At 32.8% G+C, this 18260-nt stretch carries 15 protein-coding genes and 1 pseudogene; 1 reads left to right on the forward strand and 15 read right to left on the reverse strand.

Annotated features, from left to right (window positions below):
• Nucleotides 1–144 precede the first annotated feature (144 nt).
• The 4 genes and pseudogenes from ACFSR8_RS08565 to ACFSR8_RS08580 all read right to left on the reverse strand — a co-directional run bounded on the left by ACFSR8_RS08565 (nt 145) and on the right by ACFSR8_RS08580 (nt 3398).
• Complete coding sequence (locus ACFSR8_RS08565; protein ID WP_380291035.1) at nt 145–1272, reverse strand: DUF2891 domain-containing protein; 1128 nt, start codon at nt 1270–1272, stop codon at nt 145–147.
• Between the two features lie 82 nt (nt 1273–1354).
• Nucleotides 1355–2065, reverse strand: a pseudogene (locus ACFSR8_RS08570) (YifB family Mg chelatase-like AAA ATPase); the annotation flags it as partial.
• Nucleotides 2066–2148: 83 nt separating this feature from the next.
• Entirely contained in the window at nt 2149–2391 is a 243-nt protein-coding gene (locus tag ACFSR8_RS08575; RefSeq protein WP_380291037.1) for a hypothetical protein, read from the reverse strand.
• On the reverse strand, nt 2391–3398 hold the full coding sequence (locus ACFSR8_RS08580) for an exodeoxyribonuclease VII large subunit (RefSeq protein ID WP_380291039.1): 1008 nt from the start codon (nt 3396–3398) through the stop codon (nt 2391–2393). Before ACFSR8_RS08580 ends, ACFSR8_RS08575 begins: the two co-directional genes overlap by 1 nt.
• Before the next feature lie 467 nt (nt 3399–3865).
• Here ACFSR8_RS08580 and ACFSR8_RS08585 point away from each other — a divergent pair, with 467 nt between their 5' ends.
• Nucleotides 3866–4342, forward strand: coding sequence for a hypothetical protein (locus ACFSR8_RS08585; protein WP_380291041.1), 477 nt, complete (start codon nt 3866–3868; stop codon nt 4340–4342).
• 219 nt (nt 4343–4561) lie between these two features.
• Here the strand turns inward: ACFSR8_RS08585 and ACFSR8_RS08590 are convergent, their stop codons facing one another.
• From ACFSR8_RS08590 to ACFSR8_RS08640, 11 genes are all read right to left on the reverse strand, one after another.
• Nucleotides 4562–5890 carry a hypothetical protein gene (locus tag ACFSR8_RS08590; RefSeq protein ID WP_380291043.1) on the reverse strand — a complete coding sequence of 443 codons (1329 nt, stop codon included), beginning with the start codon at nt 5888–5890 and terminating at the stop codon, nt 4562–4564.
• On the reverse strand, nt 5880–6272 hold the full coding sequence (locus tag ACFSR8_RS08595; RefSeq protein ID WP_380291045.1) for a hypothetical protein: 393 nt from the start codon (nt 6270–6272) through the stop codon (nt 5880–5882). The genes ACFSR8_RS08590 and ACFSR8_RS08595 overlap by 11 nt, the downstream gene beginning before the upstream one ends.
• 90 nt (nt 6273–6362) lie before the next feature.
• Entirely contained in the window at nt 6363–6986 is a 624-nt protein-coding gene (locus ACFSR8_RS08600) for a hypothetical protein (protein WP_380291047.1), read from the reverse strand.
• Between the two features lie 66 nt (nt 6987–7052).
• Nucleotides 7053–7988: a DUF5655 domain-containing protein gene (locus ACFSR8_RS08605; RefSeq protein WP_380291049.1), complete on the reverse strand. Its 936-nt coding sequence runs from the start codon at nt 7986–7988 to the stop codon at nt 7053–7055.
• Between the two features lie 47 nt (nt 7989–8035).
• Nucleotides 8036–8728: a M48 family metallopeptidase gene (locus tag ACFSR8_RS08610; RefSeq protein WP_380291051.1), complete on the reverse strand. Its 693-nt coding sequence runs from the start codon at nt 8726–8728 to the stop codon at nt 8036–8038.
• Nucleotides 8721–11897, reverse strand: coding sequence for a type I restriction endonuclease subunit R (locus ACFSR8_RS08615; protein ID WP_380291053.1), 3177 nt, complete (start codon nt 11895–11897; stop codon nt 8721–8723). Before ACFSR8_RS08615 ends, ACFSR8_RS08610 begins: the two co-directional genes overlap by 8 nt.
• 1 nt (nt 11898) lies before the next feature.
• Nucleotides 11899–13143 (reverse strand): PDDEXK-like family protein, encoded by a 1245-nt coding sequence (locus ACFSR8_RS08620; RefSeq protein ID WP_380291055.1) that lies wholly within the window; start codon nt 13141–13143, stop codon nt 11899–11901.
• Nucleotides 13140–14453 carry a restriction endonuclease subunit S gene (locus ACFSR8_RS08625; RefSeq protein ID WP_380291057.1) on the reverse strand — a complete coding sequence of 438 codons (1314 nt, stop codon included), beginning with the start codon at nt 14451–14453 and terminating at the stop codon, nt 13140–13142. Before ACFSR8_RS08625 ends, ACFSR8_RS08620 begins: the two co-directional genes overlap by 4 nt.
• Nucleotides 14450–16012 carry a type I restriction-modification system subunit M gene (locus ACFSR8_RS08630; protein ID WP_380291059.1) on the reverse strand — a complete coding sequence of 521 codons (1563 nt, stop codon included), beginning with the start codon at nt 16010–16012 and terminating at the stop codon, nt 14450–14452. Before ACFSR8_RS08630 ends, ACFSR8_RS08625 begins: the two co-directional genes overlap by 4 nt.
• A gap of 3 nt (nt 16013–16015) precedes the next feature.
• On the reverse strand, nt 16016–16657 hold the full coding sequence (locus tag ACFSR8_RS08635; RefSeq protein ID WP_380291061.1) for a hypothetical protein: 642 nt from the start codon (nt 16655–16657) through the stop codon (nt 16016–16018).
• Nucleotides 16658–16715: 58 nt separating this feature from the next.
• Nucleotides 16716–18257 carry a retropepsin-like aspartic protease gene (locus tag ACFSR8_RS08640; RefSeq protein WP_380291063.1) on the reverse strand — a complete coding sequence of 514 codons (1542 nt, stop codon included), beginning with the start codon at nt 18255–18257 and terminating at the stop codon, nt 16716–16718.
• Between the last annotated feature and the right edge of the window lie 3 nt (nt 18258–18260).

Raw genomic sequence — 18260 nt, forward strand, 5'->3', positions numbered from 1 at the left:
ATTAGCTTTACTATTGACATCATTCTTTTTATTGGCTTTATTTATCAATTATTCTTTACCTAGGCCCAAAGAATCCAAGTGGTCAGTAAAATAAAGCCCCACGCTACCAAAGGCCTAGGTCCTATATTTTGAACCATTTTTTAATCATTGAGTCATTGAGTTTAATGCATAAATTGCAAAACTACCTAACCAATGTCCACCTTCATAACTATCGCCAAAAATACTTGGCAACGAGTAATTAATATGCGTAATTGATATATTTTTTAAATGATTATATTCGGGTAAATCTTCGGCTATTTTGTTTAAACTCCAAGCTCTAGAAAAATTAACCCCATCTAAATGTACTAAGTAACCATCTGTTCTGTCTGACACTAAACCAACTTCAATGGTAAAGTTTTTGTCTTTAAGTTGCGGTAAAAAATCATTCAACCAAAGTTTATAATCTTCTAGCGACAATAACCTTTTCATTAAAGCGGCTTCTTCCAAACATGGTGATAAAAAATCACTTCCACTTGGCTCCCAAATAATCGGACAGTCTTTATCATTTTTATAAAAAAACAATGCACGGGCTCTAATTGCATTTTTTAGTTCATCATCTTTTAAAGTCTCAGCATAATCATAAGCAAAAGATAACCCAAAAGCAGTATTGCTATGGGTTCCTACACGCTGTGGGTAATTTAGTTTTGGTAAAAACTCTATATACTTTCCCACTATTAAATCGGTTAATGGCTGTAAATTACTTTCTAATTGTCTCGCAATTTCATCATCCCAAGTGTACAATTCTTCTGCAAGTTTTAGTAACCACGCCCAACCGTAAGTGCGCTCGTAAGATTTATTATGTTTTCCATAAAAATAAGCAACTTCCGCTTCAATGTTTTGTTTTGAAATGTTATTGAGTAATTTTTGTTTGATGGCATCAGCATTATCAATATTTGGAAACGATTTTAATAAGCTTACTAAACTCCAATGGCCATGAACAGATGAGTGCCAATCAAAACAGCCATAAAATGCCGGATGTAATTCAGTGGGTGATTTTAAATCTTCATCTCCTCCCAAAGTTTGTGATAAGCGGTTTGGATATTCTGTATTTATGCAATGTAAAGGTAAATTGGCTAACTTGTTGGCTTGCTCAAGATTTAGAACTGGCGCCTCTACCAATTCAACATGCTCTATTTCGCTATTAGATATTGTTTTCTCTTCTTTCTGTGTATTGTTACAGTTAAATAGAAATATAACAATTGAAAATATCAATACTACTAAATATTTTTTCATCTGTTAAAATTAGGAAATGAAATTAATAACAAGTGTAATAAAGATTACATTAATAATGAATGTTTAGAAAGATGAATATATACTACCCCAACCACCCTTCACGATCCAAGCTTCTATACTGGATAGCCTCACTAATATGAGAACCATTAACATCTTTAGAACCTTCTAAATCTGCGATCGTTCTGGAAACTTTCAAAATTCTGTCATAGGCCCTAGCGGAAAGGTTTAAACGTTCCATAGCCGTTTTTAATAATTCTTTCGAAGTATTGTCTAACACACAATGTTTTCTAATTTGTTTTACATTCATTTGCGCGTTATAATGCACACTATCGGAATCTGCAAAACGTTGGGACTGTACCTCCCTGGCTTGGGTAACGCGCTTTCTTATCTCTACAGAAGATTCGCCTTTCCTATCATCCGATAGTTTTTCAAAAGGCACTGGCGTCACTTCAATATGAATATCAATTCTGTCCAACAATGGCCCCGAAATTTTACCCAAATAGCGTTGCATCTCAGCAGGACTTGAAGTTACAGGTGCATCGGGATCGTTAAAGTACCCTCCTGGACTCGGATTCATACTGGCCACCAACATAAAGGATGATGGATAAGTTACCGTAAATTTTGCTCTAGAAATAGTGACTTCCCTATCTTCCAAAGGTTGCCGCATCACTTCTAACACTTCACGCTTAAACTCTGGCAATTCATCTAAAAACAGCACACCATTGTGAGACAGTGAAATCTCCCCAGGTTGTGGATAGCTCCCGCCGCCGACAAGCGCCACGTCTGTGGTTGTAATTAATGTGTAGGCGTAAAAAATAACAACATAAAACACTGATTTACTGCGATATAAAAAAATATGTTCTTCCAAAAAAATTATTAAATTTTATCTAACTTGACATTATCTATGTACTTATCCAAATCAATACCAGATTTAAAACTCCTAACTTTGATTATTTTGTCCGCATCAATTCCATAGACCAATTCAACGTAAAACCTATCTAACGAATATAAATTTATCCTTGTTTGTTGAGTTAAATAATTATCGAGAAAAAATCCTTTGTCAACAACTGCAAAAAGTCTTTTGTCATGTGTTAATGTATTGAATTCTTCTAAGGTCATTAATTAATCATTTTAAAAGCAAGTATTCCTATTATAGCAATTAGGACAACTAATACAATCCAAATCTTATTCAAAGTTCTTTTCTGTGTTAAAATCTGATTTGATAAGAGTTTAGTTTCATTCTCAGTTTGTTTTTTTAATTTTACTAATTCTTCATCTTTAGCTTTTAATGCATTAGTTCTATCCATGTAAGTTTTTACTATTCCCTGCAAAAATGCTCCGACTGCTGTAGGTGTAGAAAACCCTCTGTCAGAAACCTTCTCTAAAAGCGTTTTATCGGCATCATGACCAATCCCTGTAATAAATGGAATAGAAAGCTCAATTGCCTTCTTGCATAGCTCCATTTCATTAAATACTTCTAATCCGCTTCCTCCCCCCCTTATGATTATAAGTAAATCAGTATTACTGAAATCATATTTATCTAAAAACTCAATCAGTTCGACCTTACTGGAAAGATTACATCTATGATGTCTAATTCGGTAGTACTCTGAATCGACCAGTTGACTCATATAATCATCCTGAGAAGTTGATTGCACTCCTGTAACGATATCTAATATAGGCTTGTTTCCTTTTCCTATTTCGGTTAATAGGATATCATCAATTAATGGAAAGTCACGTTCAAATCTAGCTTGTATTATATCGTATTCAGCCTTTGATATTAGCTGAACTTTTTTCTCATGTTTTATAATCCTAGTAACTGTAAAGAATATATTTAGCTTGGAATCATTTGAAATACTTTGAGCCTTACCAATGAATCCTTCATATAGATAATATTTACCCTCTTCGACCTGTTCTCTTAAGTCAGAACTAAACAGAGCCGTAATCCTGTGCTTTTTTTCTTTACCAACAATCTCTTCATAATAATACTTGCCATATAACTTACCATTCTTTTGGAAATAGAAGCCTTGTATTGTCAATATTTGCCCGTCTAAAGTGGATGATAAACTATTAGTATATAGTCTTTGCAGAGTTGCTACAGTTAAATTAGATGGCTTCTTTTCTGTCATTATTAGTATAAAGTTTAAATATAGAAACTTTCATTAACTATCTTCTTGATTCCTTTTCTTTAAATATATAAATCCCTTTTTTTCATCACTTTTTTCAACCTGAGAGGGATAATTAGAAGAATTAGGTAAAAATGAGGCATTTTTTAAGGCAAAAAATCATCAAAGACGGCATGTTTTTGAGGACTCAAATGTTAAAAATTTCATATAAAAATGTTAAAAATTTTTCAGATAAACTAAGATAAAAAAATCAATTTATTACATGACTGATATTCAGTTGTTTAACTTTAGATTAGCTAATCTCAAATTTATATTAACTGATTCGAAAACAGCATTTTAACACATGTTTTTTGAGTCTGTATTTTGCTTATCATTGTATTAGATAAATTGAATGCGCAGTCAACTTATTCTTTAAACGATTCAGGTATAAACAACCCTGAACATAAGTTGAATTTTTTAAATATATAAGTATGAAGTATTATCACATTACCCCAACTAGAAACAAATTAAGTATTATGTCCTCAGGTTTAAAATCCAATGATAAACATGAGATATTTGTCTTTACAGACCCAATTCAATCAATATTTATAGCCACAAATCAATTAGGGATAGCTCAATTTACAATGTTTGAAATTTCATCAAAGGGCATTACAGGTACGATAGAGTCGGATAATGTGGCTGATTTTGGTTCTGTGAATCAATTAATTATTAAACAAGGGTTAATTGAAGCTAAATATATTGAACATTTGCATGATATTGATGCCAATATGTTGGACATGATTAATACAACAGAAGAACTGAAACTAAAGAAAATGGGATATAATAAAGCAGAGATTATCGATACTATGCGCTTATATCCAGAAAGAACCAATCGCTATAATATTGTTCACGGTACTAATTACACAGTATTGAGTATTGATGAATTTAATAGGAAATATTCAGCCTAATGTTCATGCCATAAGCTAGGAGGGTAACTTAAATTAGTAAATAACTTTACTACTTACTACACTAAATTTACAGATTTGAGTTGCCTTTCCTGCCTTGTAGTATTCCTATTTATAACAGAAAGACGGGATATAAGCTTTGTTTTTTTCTATTTAAACAATATAGTATTCTTTAAAGAACTGGTATTACACTTAATAATAGAATCATTGAGCTAAAAAATTTTAACTCGATTTGTTTAAAATATATTCAAATATATTAGATGTAATTTTTTCCATTCCTTCAGCAATTTTATCTGAATGATAGGTAACTTTAAATTCTAAATCATCGTATTGTGCAGTTAGATAAATTGTGTCCTTTTCTGCTCGAATATTTAAAGGAACTGAAATTTCGAACTTCACATCATAACCATATTTTTCAAATTCCTTGTTAGTTAGCAGAACATCCGTATTGTCGGTAGAATTGAATAATGTGTTTTCTAATTTTACTGTTTGGCTAATATTATTCTTGTCAACTAATGTTGTGAATTGAACAATTTCATAATCTTTTTTATCTTCCAATTTTGCAACAAATTTGGCTGGCGGAATAATCCTTTCAATTACAGATTTATTTTTAACTCTAATGGTAGAATACTTTACGCTTTTTGAGTCTCTAATTTGAAGACTATAATTCGGATTTTGAGTTATTTTGAAAATAGGGTCAAAAATTTTCTTTCTATCCTCTTCTTCATATTCATCTAATATGAAATTAACTGTTTCTTCATCATAATCCTCATCCAGAACGATATCCTTATATTTATATCCAACACCTAAAGCCCAATTCTTTATTTCTTTATCTTCTATTGCATTTTTCATTACTTTATCAACTGCTAAACCAACTTCAAAACTTCCATACTTTAAATCAACCATTCTAAGGTCTAAATCAGGAAGGATTCTTTTGAATATTTTTTGAAGTTTACTTGTGTCTGATTTGAGTGCTTTAAATGCAACAAAAAAATCTGCCTTTAGAAAATTCTTAAAGGATTTCGATAAGTTTGAGAGTAAGTCTGTTGCTAGTTCGTTTAGTCCAATAGTATCAGAATATTTCAAATTATTCGGTGCAAACTTCACATAAAAAGCCTCTTGTCTTAATTTGGTTAAATAGAATTTTGATTCATAATCTCTTATGAATTCAAAGTAATATGAATTCTCTGAAGGTTGATATTCAAGAAATGAGTCTTCTAATGGAAGATAATTATTATCTATAAGGTTAGCTTGAGTTATATCTAAATTCAAAATATTACCTTCAAAATCTTGTTCAATAAAAAAACCAATATTCTTGTTTTGTAAAATTAAATTACGAAGTGATAAGTTTTTAGTGAGATATTGATAAATAGAGTCTTTTTCGACTTCAAGCATTAAATATTTATCTGAATTACTCAATGTGTCGACTAAATAGAGGAGAAAGTGTTTGTCGTTTCTTTTATAATGAGTTAGGATTGGCTCATCTATAAAAATGATATCTTCAATTTTTTCAAATTGATTAAGGTCGAATATTTTTTTGTTATTCTCCATCTTGGTTGACAAGTACAAATTTAGTTAATAAATTAACTTCCTTTTTTGGGAAGAAAGTATAGTGTTTTTTATTTTTAGTTGAATATTTTATACCATCTTCATCTGTTATTTTACTCACAGCAATTGCAGTAAATTTTTCTCTCGTTTTTTTTGGAAGGTTCTGAAGAGCTTCATTCGCACTTTTTAAGCTGTCATAAGTTGATAAGCCCCAAGCAATACATATGTTATCAAATTTGGGCTTATAAATTAAAGAATGCGGTTTAAAGGAATCAGAATTCATAGGTACTGATAGGATGAATCTATATAAATTTTTGTCTCCACTTTCATTATTCGCTGGACAATCATCTATTTTGTTAATTTTTTCCTGAAATTTTAACTCCATAAAATATGTTTATCAATTTTAAGGGAACCATGTAATTGTCTTTTTATTGCATCCGTTCCTAGTTTGTAAATTTACAGAATATTCCTGCAATTATGGCAATTCAAAAGACCATTTAATATCGGATTTCATCTGATTAACTTTTTCGATAATTGACTTTCGATGTGCAGAACCACACATAAAAATAGCTGCACTGAAATGATTATTCTTGCAATAAGAATGGATATTCTCAATCATTGGTTTTTCATAAGCTTCAATGTCTTCTTTAACCATTTTATCCATTTCATTATTATTTAAAATCTGGCTCTCCAATACTCGCATCTCTTCTTGTAGCCTAATGCATTCAGAACTGTTAAGAAAATAAAATCCTTTCTCGGCTGCCCGATAATTAAAATTGTCAATCAAAATTTGCAATTCTCTATGTTTAGTAACTAATTGGATTTTTTTCTGGAATGCATCTGAGAGTCCAATTGCACATACTGGGACATATTGAAAGGAGCTATTGTGATTATATTTCTGAATTGCTGCAATTTCCAATTTCTTATGATATACTCCATAATTTGAATGCAAAAATTTGTCATATTCCGAATAAGTTTCATCAATTGCTTCCAAAAAAATTACTTCTGGATTTAATTTATCCATAATCTTAAATAACTCATTGGCATTACATTTTCCAATTTCCTTATGGATTGTACTAATGAAAGTAATATGATGCATAATTGTTAAATGCTTATTTGTAAACCGAACTAAAAGACTACATTAAAATTAGGATTCTTTTTTTTATTACCCTCCGATGTTTGCTAGTGATTTTTCAATTAAATACTTCGTGTCTTCAAAATCCTTTTTGTTCTTTATTGTAAGTTCAAAATCACCAGTTCCAAAATGACCAATGTTACTGACATCTCTTCCTTGTCTTGGCATTGGTTCAACATCTTCTAAGCCTAATTTTAGATAAAGCAATAATTTTCTTTTTTGAGCTTCTATGCATACGAAATTCTGACTTGTTTTATATGCAATGTAGTATCTCTTGGGGCTTTCTTCAATTGCATTGTCTAACCCAACTATATATTCACGAATTTGATTGAATAATTCAGTCAATTCTGGATTGAGTTTATTAAAATGCTCTTCAATGGTGTATGTTCCTGTTCTTCTAGTTTCAGCTGCTTTTTTCCCAGCAGCTACCATTACTGGGTTTTTGCCATTGGTATCAATAGCAGTATTTGTGTTGGTAGATTTCCGATAAACTTCTTCAATGCTTAAAATACCATTTTCGTATAATTTGTATTGCCACAACTCAATATTTGACCCCATAGTTTGAACAGCGTGTAAGTCATATTTTTTAAATTCTGGCGCAATGCAAATCACTCTTATGTCTGACCAATCAACTTCAATTTGTTCTTTGATAGACTTGTTTACCGCTATTTGAAAATCTCCTTTGTGGTCTGTAATCCAGTGCAAGTAGTATAAACTCTGATTAATCAATTCTGAAGATGCTACTTTTTTGTATTCAATTATTACGGGGTTATTGTCTTCAGAAATTCCAAGTGTATCAATTCTTCCTGAATGTAAATTTCCAGTAGAAAACTCTGATGCAATTAATCTACAATTGAAAATAGTCTCTAAATTCAACTCAATCAAATTTTGCAAGTCCTTTTCAAGTCGAAATTGAGTTGGCTTAATGCGCTTAACTCTTATTTCCTTAATATCAAATATTGCCATTTATTTTCTCTTTTAATTTTATTCTCTAAATAAATAGAAACTTCAAACTACAACTTCATCCCATACATCTTCCCATCTAGCTCTTTCCAGTTAGGAATATGCTTTGAAACTTCAGACCAATACTCTTTCGAATGATTCTTAATCTTAGTATGCACAAGTTCATGAACTATCAAGTAGTCAATTAGACTAAATGGCAACTTAACGGCATCAATGTTTATCAAAATGTTATTAGATGGTGTACAGCTCCCCCAACGCTTCTCTAATTTTCTAATTTTTAATTCATTGAAAGCTAATCCCGATTCTTTAGACCATTTCTTAACTCTTGGTGTTATCTTCTCGTGAGCTTTATCTCGAAAGAAGCTTTCAAAAGCCTGTTTTAATTGGTCTTGATTGTTTAATGCTGCTGGTAACGATACTTTAAATTTAGACTCCGTAAAATTAATAGCAATACCTTCTAAAGCATTATTAATAAACACCTCAACATAATACTTCCTACCGAGATATGGTATCCTAGCCCCAGTAACAATATCATCATAGCCAATAGCTTCTACTAATTCCAGTTTATCAAGAATCCATCTTGCTTTTTTTAGTATAAGTGCCTGTTCTTTTTCATCTGGAACAGGGCTTCCTTTCAACACAACACCAGTGTCCTTCTGAACGCTAATATAATGCGATTTAAGACCTTCTTTTGCTAAGAAAGTATACTCAATAGTTTTAGTCCCATAAAGTACTTTAGGCATCCTTATTCTTTATTAAAACGTCTACCAATTCTTTAGCTTTTACCTTAGCTTCTCTTCGTTCTAACTTAGTCTTTAAAAAACGCATAAGCTTATTCTCAATATCCTTTTTCACCTGTCCTTTAGCTTGCCAACCAACAATGTTCAACTCGCCTTTTATAAGGTCAAATAAGGTCTTTGTAGCGTCTTTCGCAGTGCCATCAAACAAAACCTTCATAGAGTCATAAACAGCTCTCTCTCGCTCTGTTTTAAAGCCTTTTTGCTCGCCTTCTTTCTGCTGAGCAATAATGTCATCTTGTATCTCTGTATAAGCTTTAAGAAGTTCTAATTGTGTAATACGCTCCTCTGCTTTTAGCTTCAATAATTCATCCAATCGTTGCGCTAATGGTTTGTAGAAATCGGGGTTTTTATCCAGACCAACCTTTATAGTGTGCTTTAGATTGTTTCGCATCTTCAACTCTTTTGTGGCTGGTGAGGCGTTCATTATTTCTTCTTTGAATTTGTCCTTATCAATTATGGAGATGGGTTCGGCAAGTAAATTCTCGACACCTTCTGCCTTCAAATGGTCATCAATCAAGGCTTGTAGCATCTTACTCTCGTCTTTAGTAATCTTTAGCTCCTCATCATCTGGAAATGCGTTTCTAGCTCTTAACTTAATCTCATTATAAAGCTTAAAATCGCCTTGGTACTTCATGGCTTTTGTGTTGGGTAACACAATATTGATGGACTTATTAAACTCCTTTAGTAATACTTTAAAATCATCACGATTATTGATGGGTTCTATATACCTAACTGCTGCATCAATGTATTCTGTACGATTATAATTTCTGTCAATTTTCAAAGGCTTAAAGAAATCTACTAGCTTCGTGTGATTCATCTCTAGCTTAGGCAGCTCTTCATTGATATTCTTTAAAATATCATCTGGTCTTATATCACCAGAGAATATCTCTAAAGCCTGTATCAAATAAGCTGTTATGCCATTATAATCTACTATAAAACCAGCAGCCTTTCCTTTTCTGGAACGGTTTACTCTTGCAATAGCCTGTAACAAGTTATGTTCCTTTAAAGGTTTATCCAGATACAAACAGGAGGCAATAGGAGCATCCCAACCTGTTAAGAGCATATCCGACACAATCATAAAGGCTGTATTGTCATACTTCTTCTTACCAGATTTCTCGGTTTCAGCTTCATTACCAAACGGTAGTTTAAAATTATCTGTGGCATCTTTTATGTCTTCTGGTGGAACTACATAAATGGGTTTCTTATCGTTAGGATTATTCTTGTTCCACTCTAAGGATTCATAATACTCTTTGGCAATGGCATCGGACTTTGGAGACCCAATGCTCATCACTACTTTAGAGTCAAAATCATGATACCCTTGGTCTCTTAGCTCCTGCAATGCTTGTTGGTATCTAAGAGCATGTGGTCTGCCACTACAAACTATCATGGCTTTATGACCATCTGGATATATCTTATCTCTAAAATGGTCTATGATGTGCTTTCCTATATCATTAATCCGCTCTTTTGAAAGTTGATACTTTTTTAGAGCTTCATTTTTAAGCTTGTCTTTTTTCTCTTCGGAATAATGCCCAAACTTCTCTTCAAATTCTTTATCAAGCGCTTCCTTCTTAACATCCAGTTTAGCTATGCCCTCATCATATAACAACTCAACGGTTGCACCATCAGCAACAGCCTCCTTAATGGTATAAACATCAATGTAATCCCCACCGTAAAATTCGCCAAGGGTCGATTTGTCTTCTTTAGATATGGGTGTCCCTGTAAAGGCTACAAACTTTGCATTGGGTAATACGGTACGCATAAAGGATGCTAGAAATCCATAATGAGACCTGTGAGCCTCATCCACTAGAATATATAAATTTTCTTTTTTAGAAAGTTCTTCCAGTTCTATTTCTTGGCGTTCTATCTCAACCCATTTCCCTTTTATAAGTTCCTTGGTAATCTTTATGAGGGTCTTGTCTTTCAGATGCTTCTCAATCATCAAGTTACCTCGCTCTTCCATTTCAGTTTGGTCGGTGGATGCTGTAGCTTCTTTATCAGTTTCCTGAAACTTCTGCAAAGTGGTTGTAATGATACCTCCATAATCGTTCCTTAGCAACTTATCTAAATGCACCACCGATGAAGCTTGATTCACATTCTTAAAACCTACATTTTGTAGAGTGGTGGTTATCTGCCTATCCAAATCCTTTCTATCGGTCATAATCATAACCGTAGGGTTATCAAAACCAAATTCAGAAGCTTGAAGCTTTCTAGTCACATAAGCCATGGTTATAGATTTCCCACTTCCTTGCGTGTGCCAAACTACACCGCCCTCACCAGCTTGTAATCGGGCTATAGTTTTATTGGTAGCCCTTAACTGTTGATACCTTGGGAGCTTTTTGATGGTCATACCTTCATCTAACTCAAACAGCACAAAATGACGAATAATGTCCAATAGACGTTCCTTTTTAAATAGGGCTATAATAAGTTTGTCTTGTTCTTTTTTAGACTGGTTAATTATCTCCGTATCTTCTTTACTGGTTTTAAATACCGAATAAAATGCTTGTGGTGCATTGATAGCTCCATATTTGGCACCCACATCCCAAATACCAGCACAAATCTGATTAAAGTGGAATAATTTCTCGGAGTTCTTTTGGTAATAATCGAGGTCTCCATAAGCTTTATCCCATGCGTTTTGAGCAGTAGGCGATTTACATTCTATCACACCAATAGGTAAACCATTAATATACACCACCAAATCTGGAATGGAGTTCTGGTATTTACCATGATACTTCATCTGATTCACCACCAGAAAGTCATTGCTCTCTGGGTTACTGTAATCTATAAAATGAACTACTTTAAATTCCTCAACACCCTCAACCACTTGTTTTACTGAAAATGTTCCACCTCTTATAAGTTCCCAAATCTTTTGGTTGATTTCCATTAACGAAGCCCCGTTAACAGTAGTTAATGCTGTATAAGCTTTGTTTAGGTTATTATCGTTAATCCATGGGTTTAGCTTTTTTATTGAAGTTAACAACCTGTCTTTTAATAATACCTCTGTGATGTCTGTTCTTTCATCTTGAATACTAGCATCAAAATACTGATATCCTAATTGCTGAAACAACTTGATTGCTGGCAACTCGCAGTGTATGTATTCTGGTGATTGGCTCATATTAGCTTAATTTTTCCAGACACTCTTCTACCCATGGTTGAATAAGCTCGCTGTTTATTTCTTCAAATTTTAATTTAAACACTTCTAAAACCGATTTGTTTTCAGCATAATACACATCATCATTAAATAATGGCACACCGCAAATTCCTGCATATTCCATTTTAGAGTGGTCATTATGAAAGTCTATCGATAATGTTCTATTTTTAAAACACTCAAAGCCTTTCATTGTATTGAATAGCTTATCCTTTTTTCCTTGCAAAGCTTCTTTGTGTTCAGATTCAATAATATTTCCGAAACCAAACTTCATCCATACGGCATCTTTTTCAAAATTAATGACCAAACTAAAAATATAATCACCACCACGAGATTCCGCTTCTGGATAACGAAAAAACTCTAATAAATCTTCATTGTCTGGCAATAGAAAAATGACATTCCTGCTGTCTGAATTATGACTAATTATAAACCCTTCGAAACTACCTCCATTTATATAATTAAGGATATCCCTTTTGTAAACAGAAAAATCCTCTTGGTTACTTATAATAAAGTCAATTTCCTTTTTATAGTTCTTGTAAATCTCCTTAGCTAAGGCAACTTCTTTACTGGTCTTTGTTATGTCTTTTTGTACCATAGATATATATTGGCTAATACTTTCTTTTACTGTTGGTTTTGCTGCATCTATTAATTCCTGATTTTCTTCAAGAATAGTTACAATAGCTGTATAGTTAATATTAGTGTACATCTCACCCAAATCAAAGCCTAAATGACTGTTATTTTCAAGAGGCGTTAATGTTAAATACACTCTTGTATTTAAGTGATTATAATTTTGTTCTATATAATCATAATATTTTGCTAACTGATGTTCTGAAAACTCAGCATAAATTTTATTCTCTATAGTAATAACAAATCCTAATTGCTCATTAACAATTAAAATATCTATATTATGTACACTTTCTCTATAAACTTGCGTAGTTGATACATCTTTAAGCAAAAAACTACCTAAATCAGAACCTCTTAAAGCATCTAATTTATTAAGATGTTGTAATAATGTTTTTAAAATAGTATCGTTTAGACCGTGTGAATCGTTAGGGTCAAACAACCAACCTAAAAAATTGCTATGGCGAATTTCTCTGTATTGTACACCCAATACATTAAAGATGTTAAACGCATTTAACTCTTCTTTAATAGCAGCAAATTCTGGCTTGCAGTTTTCAACAAACCTGTTTAAATCTTGGGTTGTTACACTCATACAGCTACACCTGTTTTAACCCGAACCTTACCAGTTAACAACTGTTGCATTAAGCCTTGTTTTAACTCTTGGTAGTAAGCCTTCTTACCTTCTAATACCTCTAGTTTTTCATCTACTGAACTTAATATCTCTGCTATTTTTTGTTGCTCTTCAATAGGTGGCAAAGGTATTTTAGTCTCTCTTACTTGTTTTAAGCTTAACTGAGGGTAAGCTTGTCCTGTTGTAATCTTTAAATATTCATGGATTATTGTGGACTGACTTAAATATTGAAAAATAAATTGACTCGATAATGATAAATCCTCAATTCTTATTCGAGCAATATGCTGATTGATATTACCTAATTTATATTCATATGGATAAATACAGACTCTACCAACATTCCCTGTAATTGTCATTAAAATATCTCCCCCTATAATCTTAGAACGCTCCATTGCATTATTCGCTTCCTCAGAGATAAACATAGCCCCTTTCAAATTAAAACCAGTAGAACTTACACATTCACTCCGTAAAAATTGAATACCCGACTCTACCCAGTCAAATCCGTAAGTGGTTGGTGTGGAGCCCTTTGTTATAAATGCAGAATGATTGGCTAGATTGGATACCTCCCAACTCTTAGGAATCTTACCCAAAGAAGAATCTTTAAACTCGGTATGCCCAATACCTTTGGTTAACAAGCGTTGCATCAAGCCTTTTTTGAGTTCTTGGGTTTCACTTATTTGTTGGTCTATCACCTCAATTTTAGCATCTACTGTGCTTAATATCTCTGCTATTTTTTGTTGTTCTTGGGGTGGAGGAAGAATAGCTGATAATCGTCTCAATTCAGTTTTGTTAATCTTTGGATGTCCACTACCAGCAATAATTTTATCTATTTGCCTTAAACCGATTGAAGAGCATAAATATGCATGCAAGTATTCTGGAACAACACTTTCATTATTTGCTCGAATTACTATCATGTTTGGTGCTACTGTAGCCTCTTTTTCAATCTCTGGCATCATCCATACTTCTCCAACATTTGCTCCTATATTTGCAAATAATATTTCCCTACCATAAAGATTTGATTTTGACAGGAAATCATAACTTTCTTTATCTACGTATTTTTGTTCTGAATGACCTAAGCCCTTTCTTAAATCAGTTAATCTTACGTAAATAGCATGATTTGGTTCACTAAAAACATTTACATTCTCTCGTAAGGCAGCAAAACTTCCAGCGGCAACATAATCAGTTACTTCATCTGTAAACTCCGATAAATCTGAAACCTTCCAATCACATGGTATATCACCAATGGGTGTTTTCTGAAAACCTTCCATCATATCCCCAACTCCTTTAAAAATCCAGCCAATTTTTCATCAATCTCGGCTTCTTTTTCTTCTAATGCAGCTAACTTTTGGTGTACTAGCTTAATATCCACTTCTGGCTCTGGTTCGCTAGTGTCTATAAATCGAGAAATATTTAGGTTGTAATCGTTCTCTTTTATTTCAGCAACATCAACTACTCGCATGTATTTATCTACATCTGTTGCTCCATCATAAGCCTTTACAATTTTGGCAACATGTTCTTCTAATAATTCATTTTGGTTTTTGCCATCTTTATAATCACTACTAGCATCAATAATAATAACCTTTCCTTTTTGTGCTTCGGTTTTGTTTTTATTGATAATCCAGACAGAAGCAGGTATGCCTGTGTTATAAAACAAAGCACTTGGTAAGCCCACGATACCCTCAACCAAATCAGCTTCTAGCAACGCTTTTCTTATTTTACCTTCTGTACCACTTCTAAACAATGTACCATGTGGCAATACTACACCAGCCTTACCATCTTGCTTTAATACGGCTATCATGTGCTGCAAGAAGGCTAAATCAGCATAGCCTCTTGGTGGTATCCCATACTGAAAACGTCCATAGGGGTCGCTCACTACCTTGTTATAGTTTGGAGATACTTTCTTCTCCTTACCGTTCTTATCTAGTTTAACCTCAATAGAGTTCTCTGCTGGTGTCCACCACCCATCCATAGAAAACGGTGGGTTGGCAATGACTCTATCAAAAAGGGTTAACTCATTATTATCATTTTTATGTTGTGGATTTACAAGTGTATCGCCTTTTCTAATATCGGCATCCATGAAGTTATGAAGGAGCATATTAAGCTTGCCAATAGCCCAAGTGCCTAGATTCTTTTCTTGCCCAAATAAAGAGACGTTTATATTGTTGCCTACTTTACCATTAGGTTGCTGTGCAATATATTTGGCAGATTCAATGAGCATGCCACTTGAGCCACAAGTAGGGTCGTAAACCTTTTGCTTTGGTTGTGGTTTTATTAATTGGACTATCAACTTAACCACACCACTAGGGGTGTAAAACTCGCCTCCTTTTTTACCAGCATCATCGGCAAACATTTTAATAAGATATTCATAGGCATCCCCCAAGAGGTCGTTAGATTCAAGATGGTCATTGCGTAAGGAATGTTGGTTAAAATGTCTTAATAAACGCTGTAAAAGCTCGTCAGAAAGCTTCTCTTTATCTCCGAACTTTGTAGCAGTCATAACACCTTCTAAACTGGTGTTTTCTCGCTCTATGGCTGCAAAGGCTTTATCTAAGGCTATACCAATGTTCTCAGTATGCTTCTTTATGTTTTCCCATCGAGATTCTTCTGGTAAATAGAAGTAGGTTTCATCTTCAGCGTCTTCTCTAGAGACATTATCTCGTCCCATTATGTTTTCAACCTCTTCCTCAAATACATCGTTAGACCGCTTTAGAAATAAGAGTCCAAATATGTAGTTTTTAAAATCTGAGGAATCAATACTCCCTCTTAATATGTTAGCTGAATCCCATAACCAAGATTCAAGTGTGTCTAGTGTTAGTTTGTTGTTTGTCATTTATTATTCTACTCCTTCAAAAAATTGTACTGCAAAATTGCAGAAATCAATAATTACATTTTTATCCAACTCAAATTCTTTTCGACTTCCTAAATAGTTTCTTGATGTAGGTGTTATTTCTTTACCCTCCTCAAGTTCCCTAACCGAAATACATTTGATGTGTTTTTTGCTGACTAAGATAATAAAGGCATTGCTGTATGGATAATCTTTTGGTAAATCTTTGGGAAGATATTCACCGCTCTTTCTAAATTTTACTTCAATGAAGAATACTTCATTAGTTTTTGGGTTTTGAACGACAAAATCAGGCATACGTCTAATTTCATTAGCAACCTCGGTTTTCACACCCTTTAGTAGTTCAATAATCCCAGGGATGGTTTTCTCCATTCCATAATGAAAAACATTATAACCTAAAGACAGAAATAGCTCTTGTATCAAGGTTTCGGCAATCCTGCCTTTTATCATATTATAACGGTAGTTGCGTTGTTGGTCAGTCAATCCATTTTCTTGAGTATCTTCAATTGTTTCAGGTTCTACTTCTGCTACTTCAACATCTGGAGTTGAATCTTTATTTTCTTTTTTGTAACATGTATAACAAAGACCTCCTTGAAATTTAGTAAAGCCTCCGCAGTTTATGCATTCCGCCATATTTATTAGCTAATATTTTAATTAATAAAACGGTACTTATTTTCCTTAAGCAATAACTTCATTCACTCCTAAGAATTATTTCATTTTCGTTCAAATTCAATTGAAACACATTTAATTTGTTCAATCCATCCATTCCGAAAAGAGGCATGCTGTTTTCTGATTCAGTAACGCCTACTTTCACATTTACGATAGAAGTATTACCAATTCTAATCTTCGGAATTAGCCAATTTTGACAAACAATTATACTCCCATTGGCAATTTCCACCTTAGATTCACCTAAATAATTACTTTTTGTAATTATACCTTTTGCCATTAACTCAGAAAGGATTGTTTTATTAATAACAATATTTGAAGCACCTGTGTCTACCAAGAATTCATATTGGTTGTCACCAAAATATAAGTGTAAATATTTCATATTATGCTTTTCTGTTAGATACAAAACATTTCTTTTAACTTCTTTAAATTTTATTGAAGTAAACACCTTAAAAAATAATTTAGAATAATAATCATAGGAGTCGAAATTATTGTTCATTCCGCTACCAATGACATTAAAAACCTTTCCATTTTTTATTATAAGTACTCCGAAAAATTTCACCTTTTGACCACTTAAAATATTATTCCCAGTAATTTCTCCTAAATCATATTGTGAGCTATAAAAAATCTTTTTTTCGCTACCAGTTGAATATATTGAACACTTTATGCCTCCAGAAGCTATATTAGAATCAAAATACCTAAGTAAATTTGTCAAGGTTTCGTCATCATTAAAAACAAATTCTACAATATCATTATCCGAAAAATTTTCCGACTTCATTTGTTCCTTACTAAATAAATTAGTTGGTATAACAGAAATGACTATTGCCCCATTAAGAAATTTTTCATAAGGTTGAAAAAAACCAATAGTTGAAGGTTTGGAAAATTCTTCTTTTTCTTTATAATTCCAACTTGAAGGAATATTAATTTTTAGAAAGAAATCTTCATATGGTAAAGTATTTAGTGTGGAAAACTCTTGAAAATGCCCATCAAGCAATTCCTTTTCTGGTCTAAGCAAATAATTGAAAGAAAGGATATTTCTGCCATTTTCCTTATCTAGAAAAATGCCTTCCTCTCTGAGTTGCAATTCGTAAAGCATCGAAGAACAATTAGAATCAGAATAATTGAACAACGACTTTATATTTTTTGATTGTGTATTTAAAATTTGAGAATATTTATTCAGAAAAGAAGCATCTTTCTTGGCAGCAACATTAAATAGATAATTGGCATTTTGCCATCCTTTATCAAATTTATTTTTAACCTTTAGGTTTGTAATACCGATTTGAGTTGAATTGGTATTGCAATTTGCTGAAAAAAGTTTTGAAGAATACTCTTGTCCATCCATGAACATTTTAAACCGAACCGCCTTATTTAATAATAAATTATGGTCATAATTATTTGGAGTCAATAATTGTTCAAATTTCTCAATAGTATAACCTGTTTGATGGAGTGCCGAATCTAAAAATGACTTAATATCCTGTCTTGCAATTTGGGCATTGCATATATTGACAAATAAGACTAAAATAGAAAAAATGCGCATTCGAACTGATATGGCTTTGTGAGAAATCATTTT

Source organism: Hyunsoonleella rubra (genome assembly GCF_042684665.1).
Lineage (GTDB): Bacteria > Bacteroidota > Bacteroidia > Flavobacteriales > Flavobacteriaceae > Jejuia > Jejuia rubra.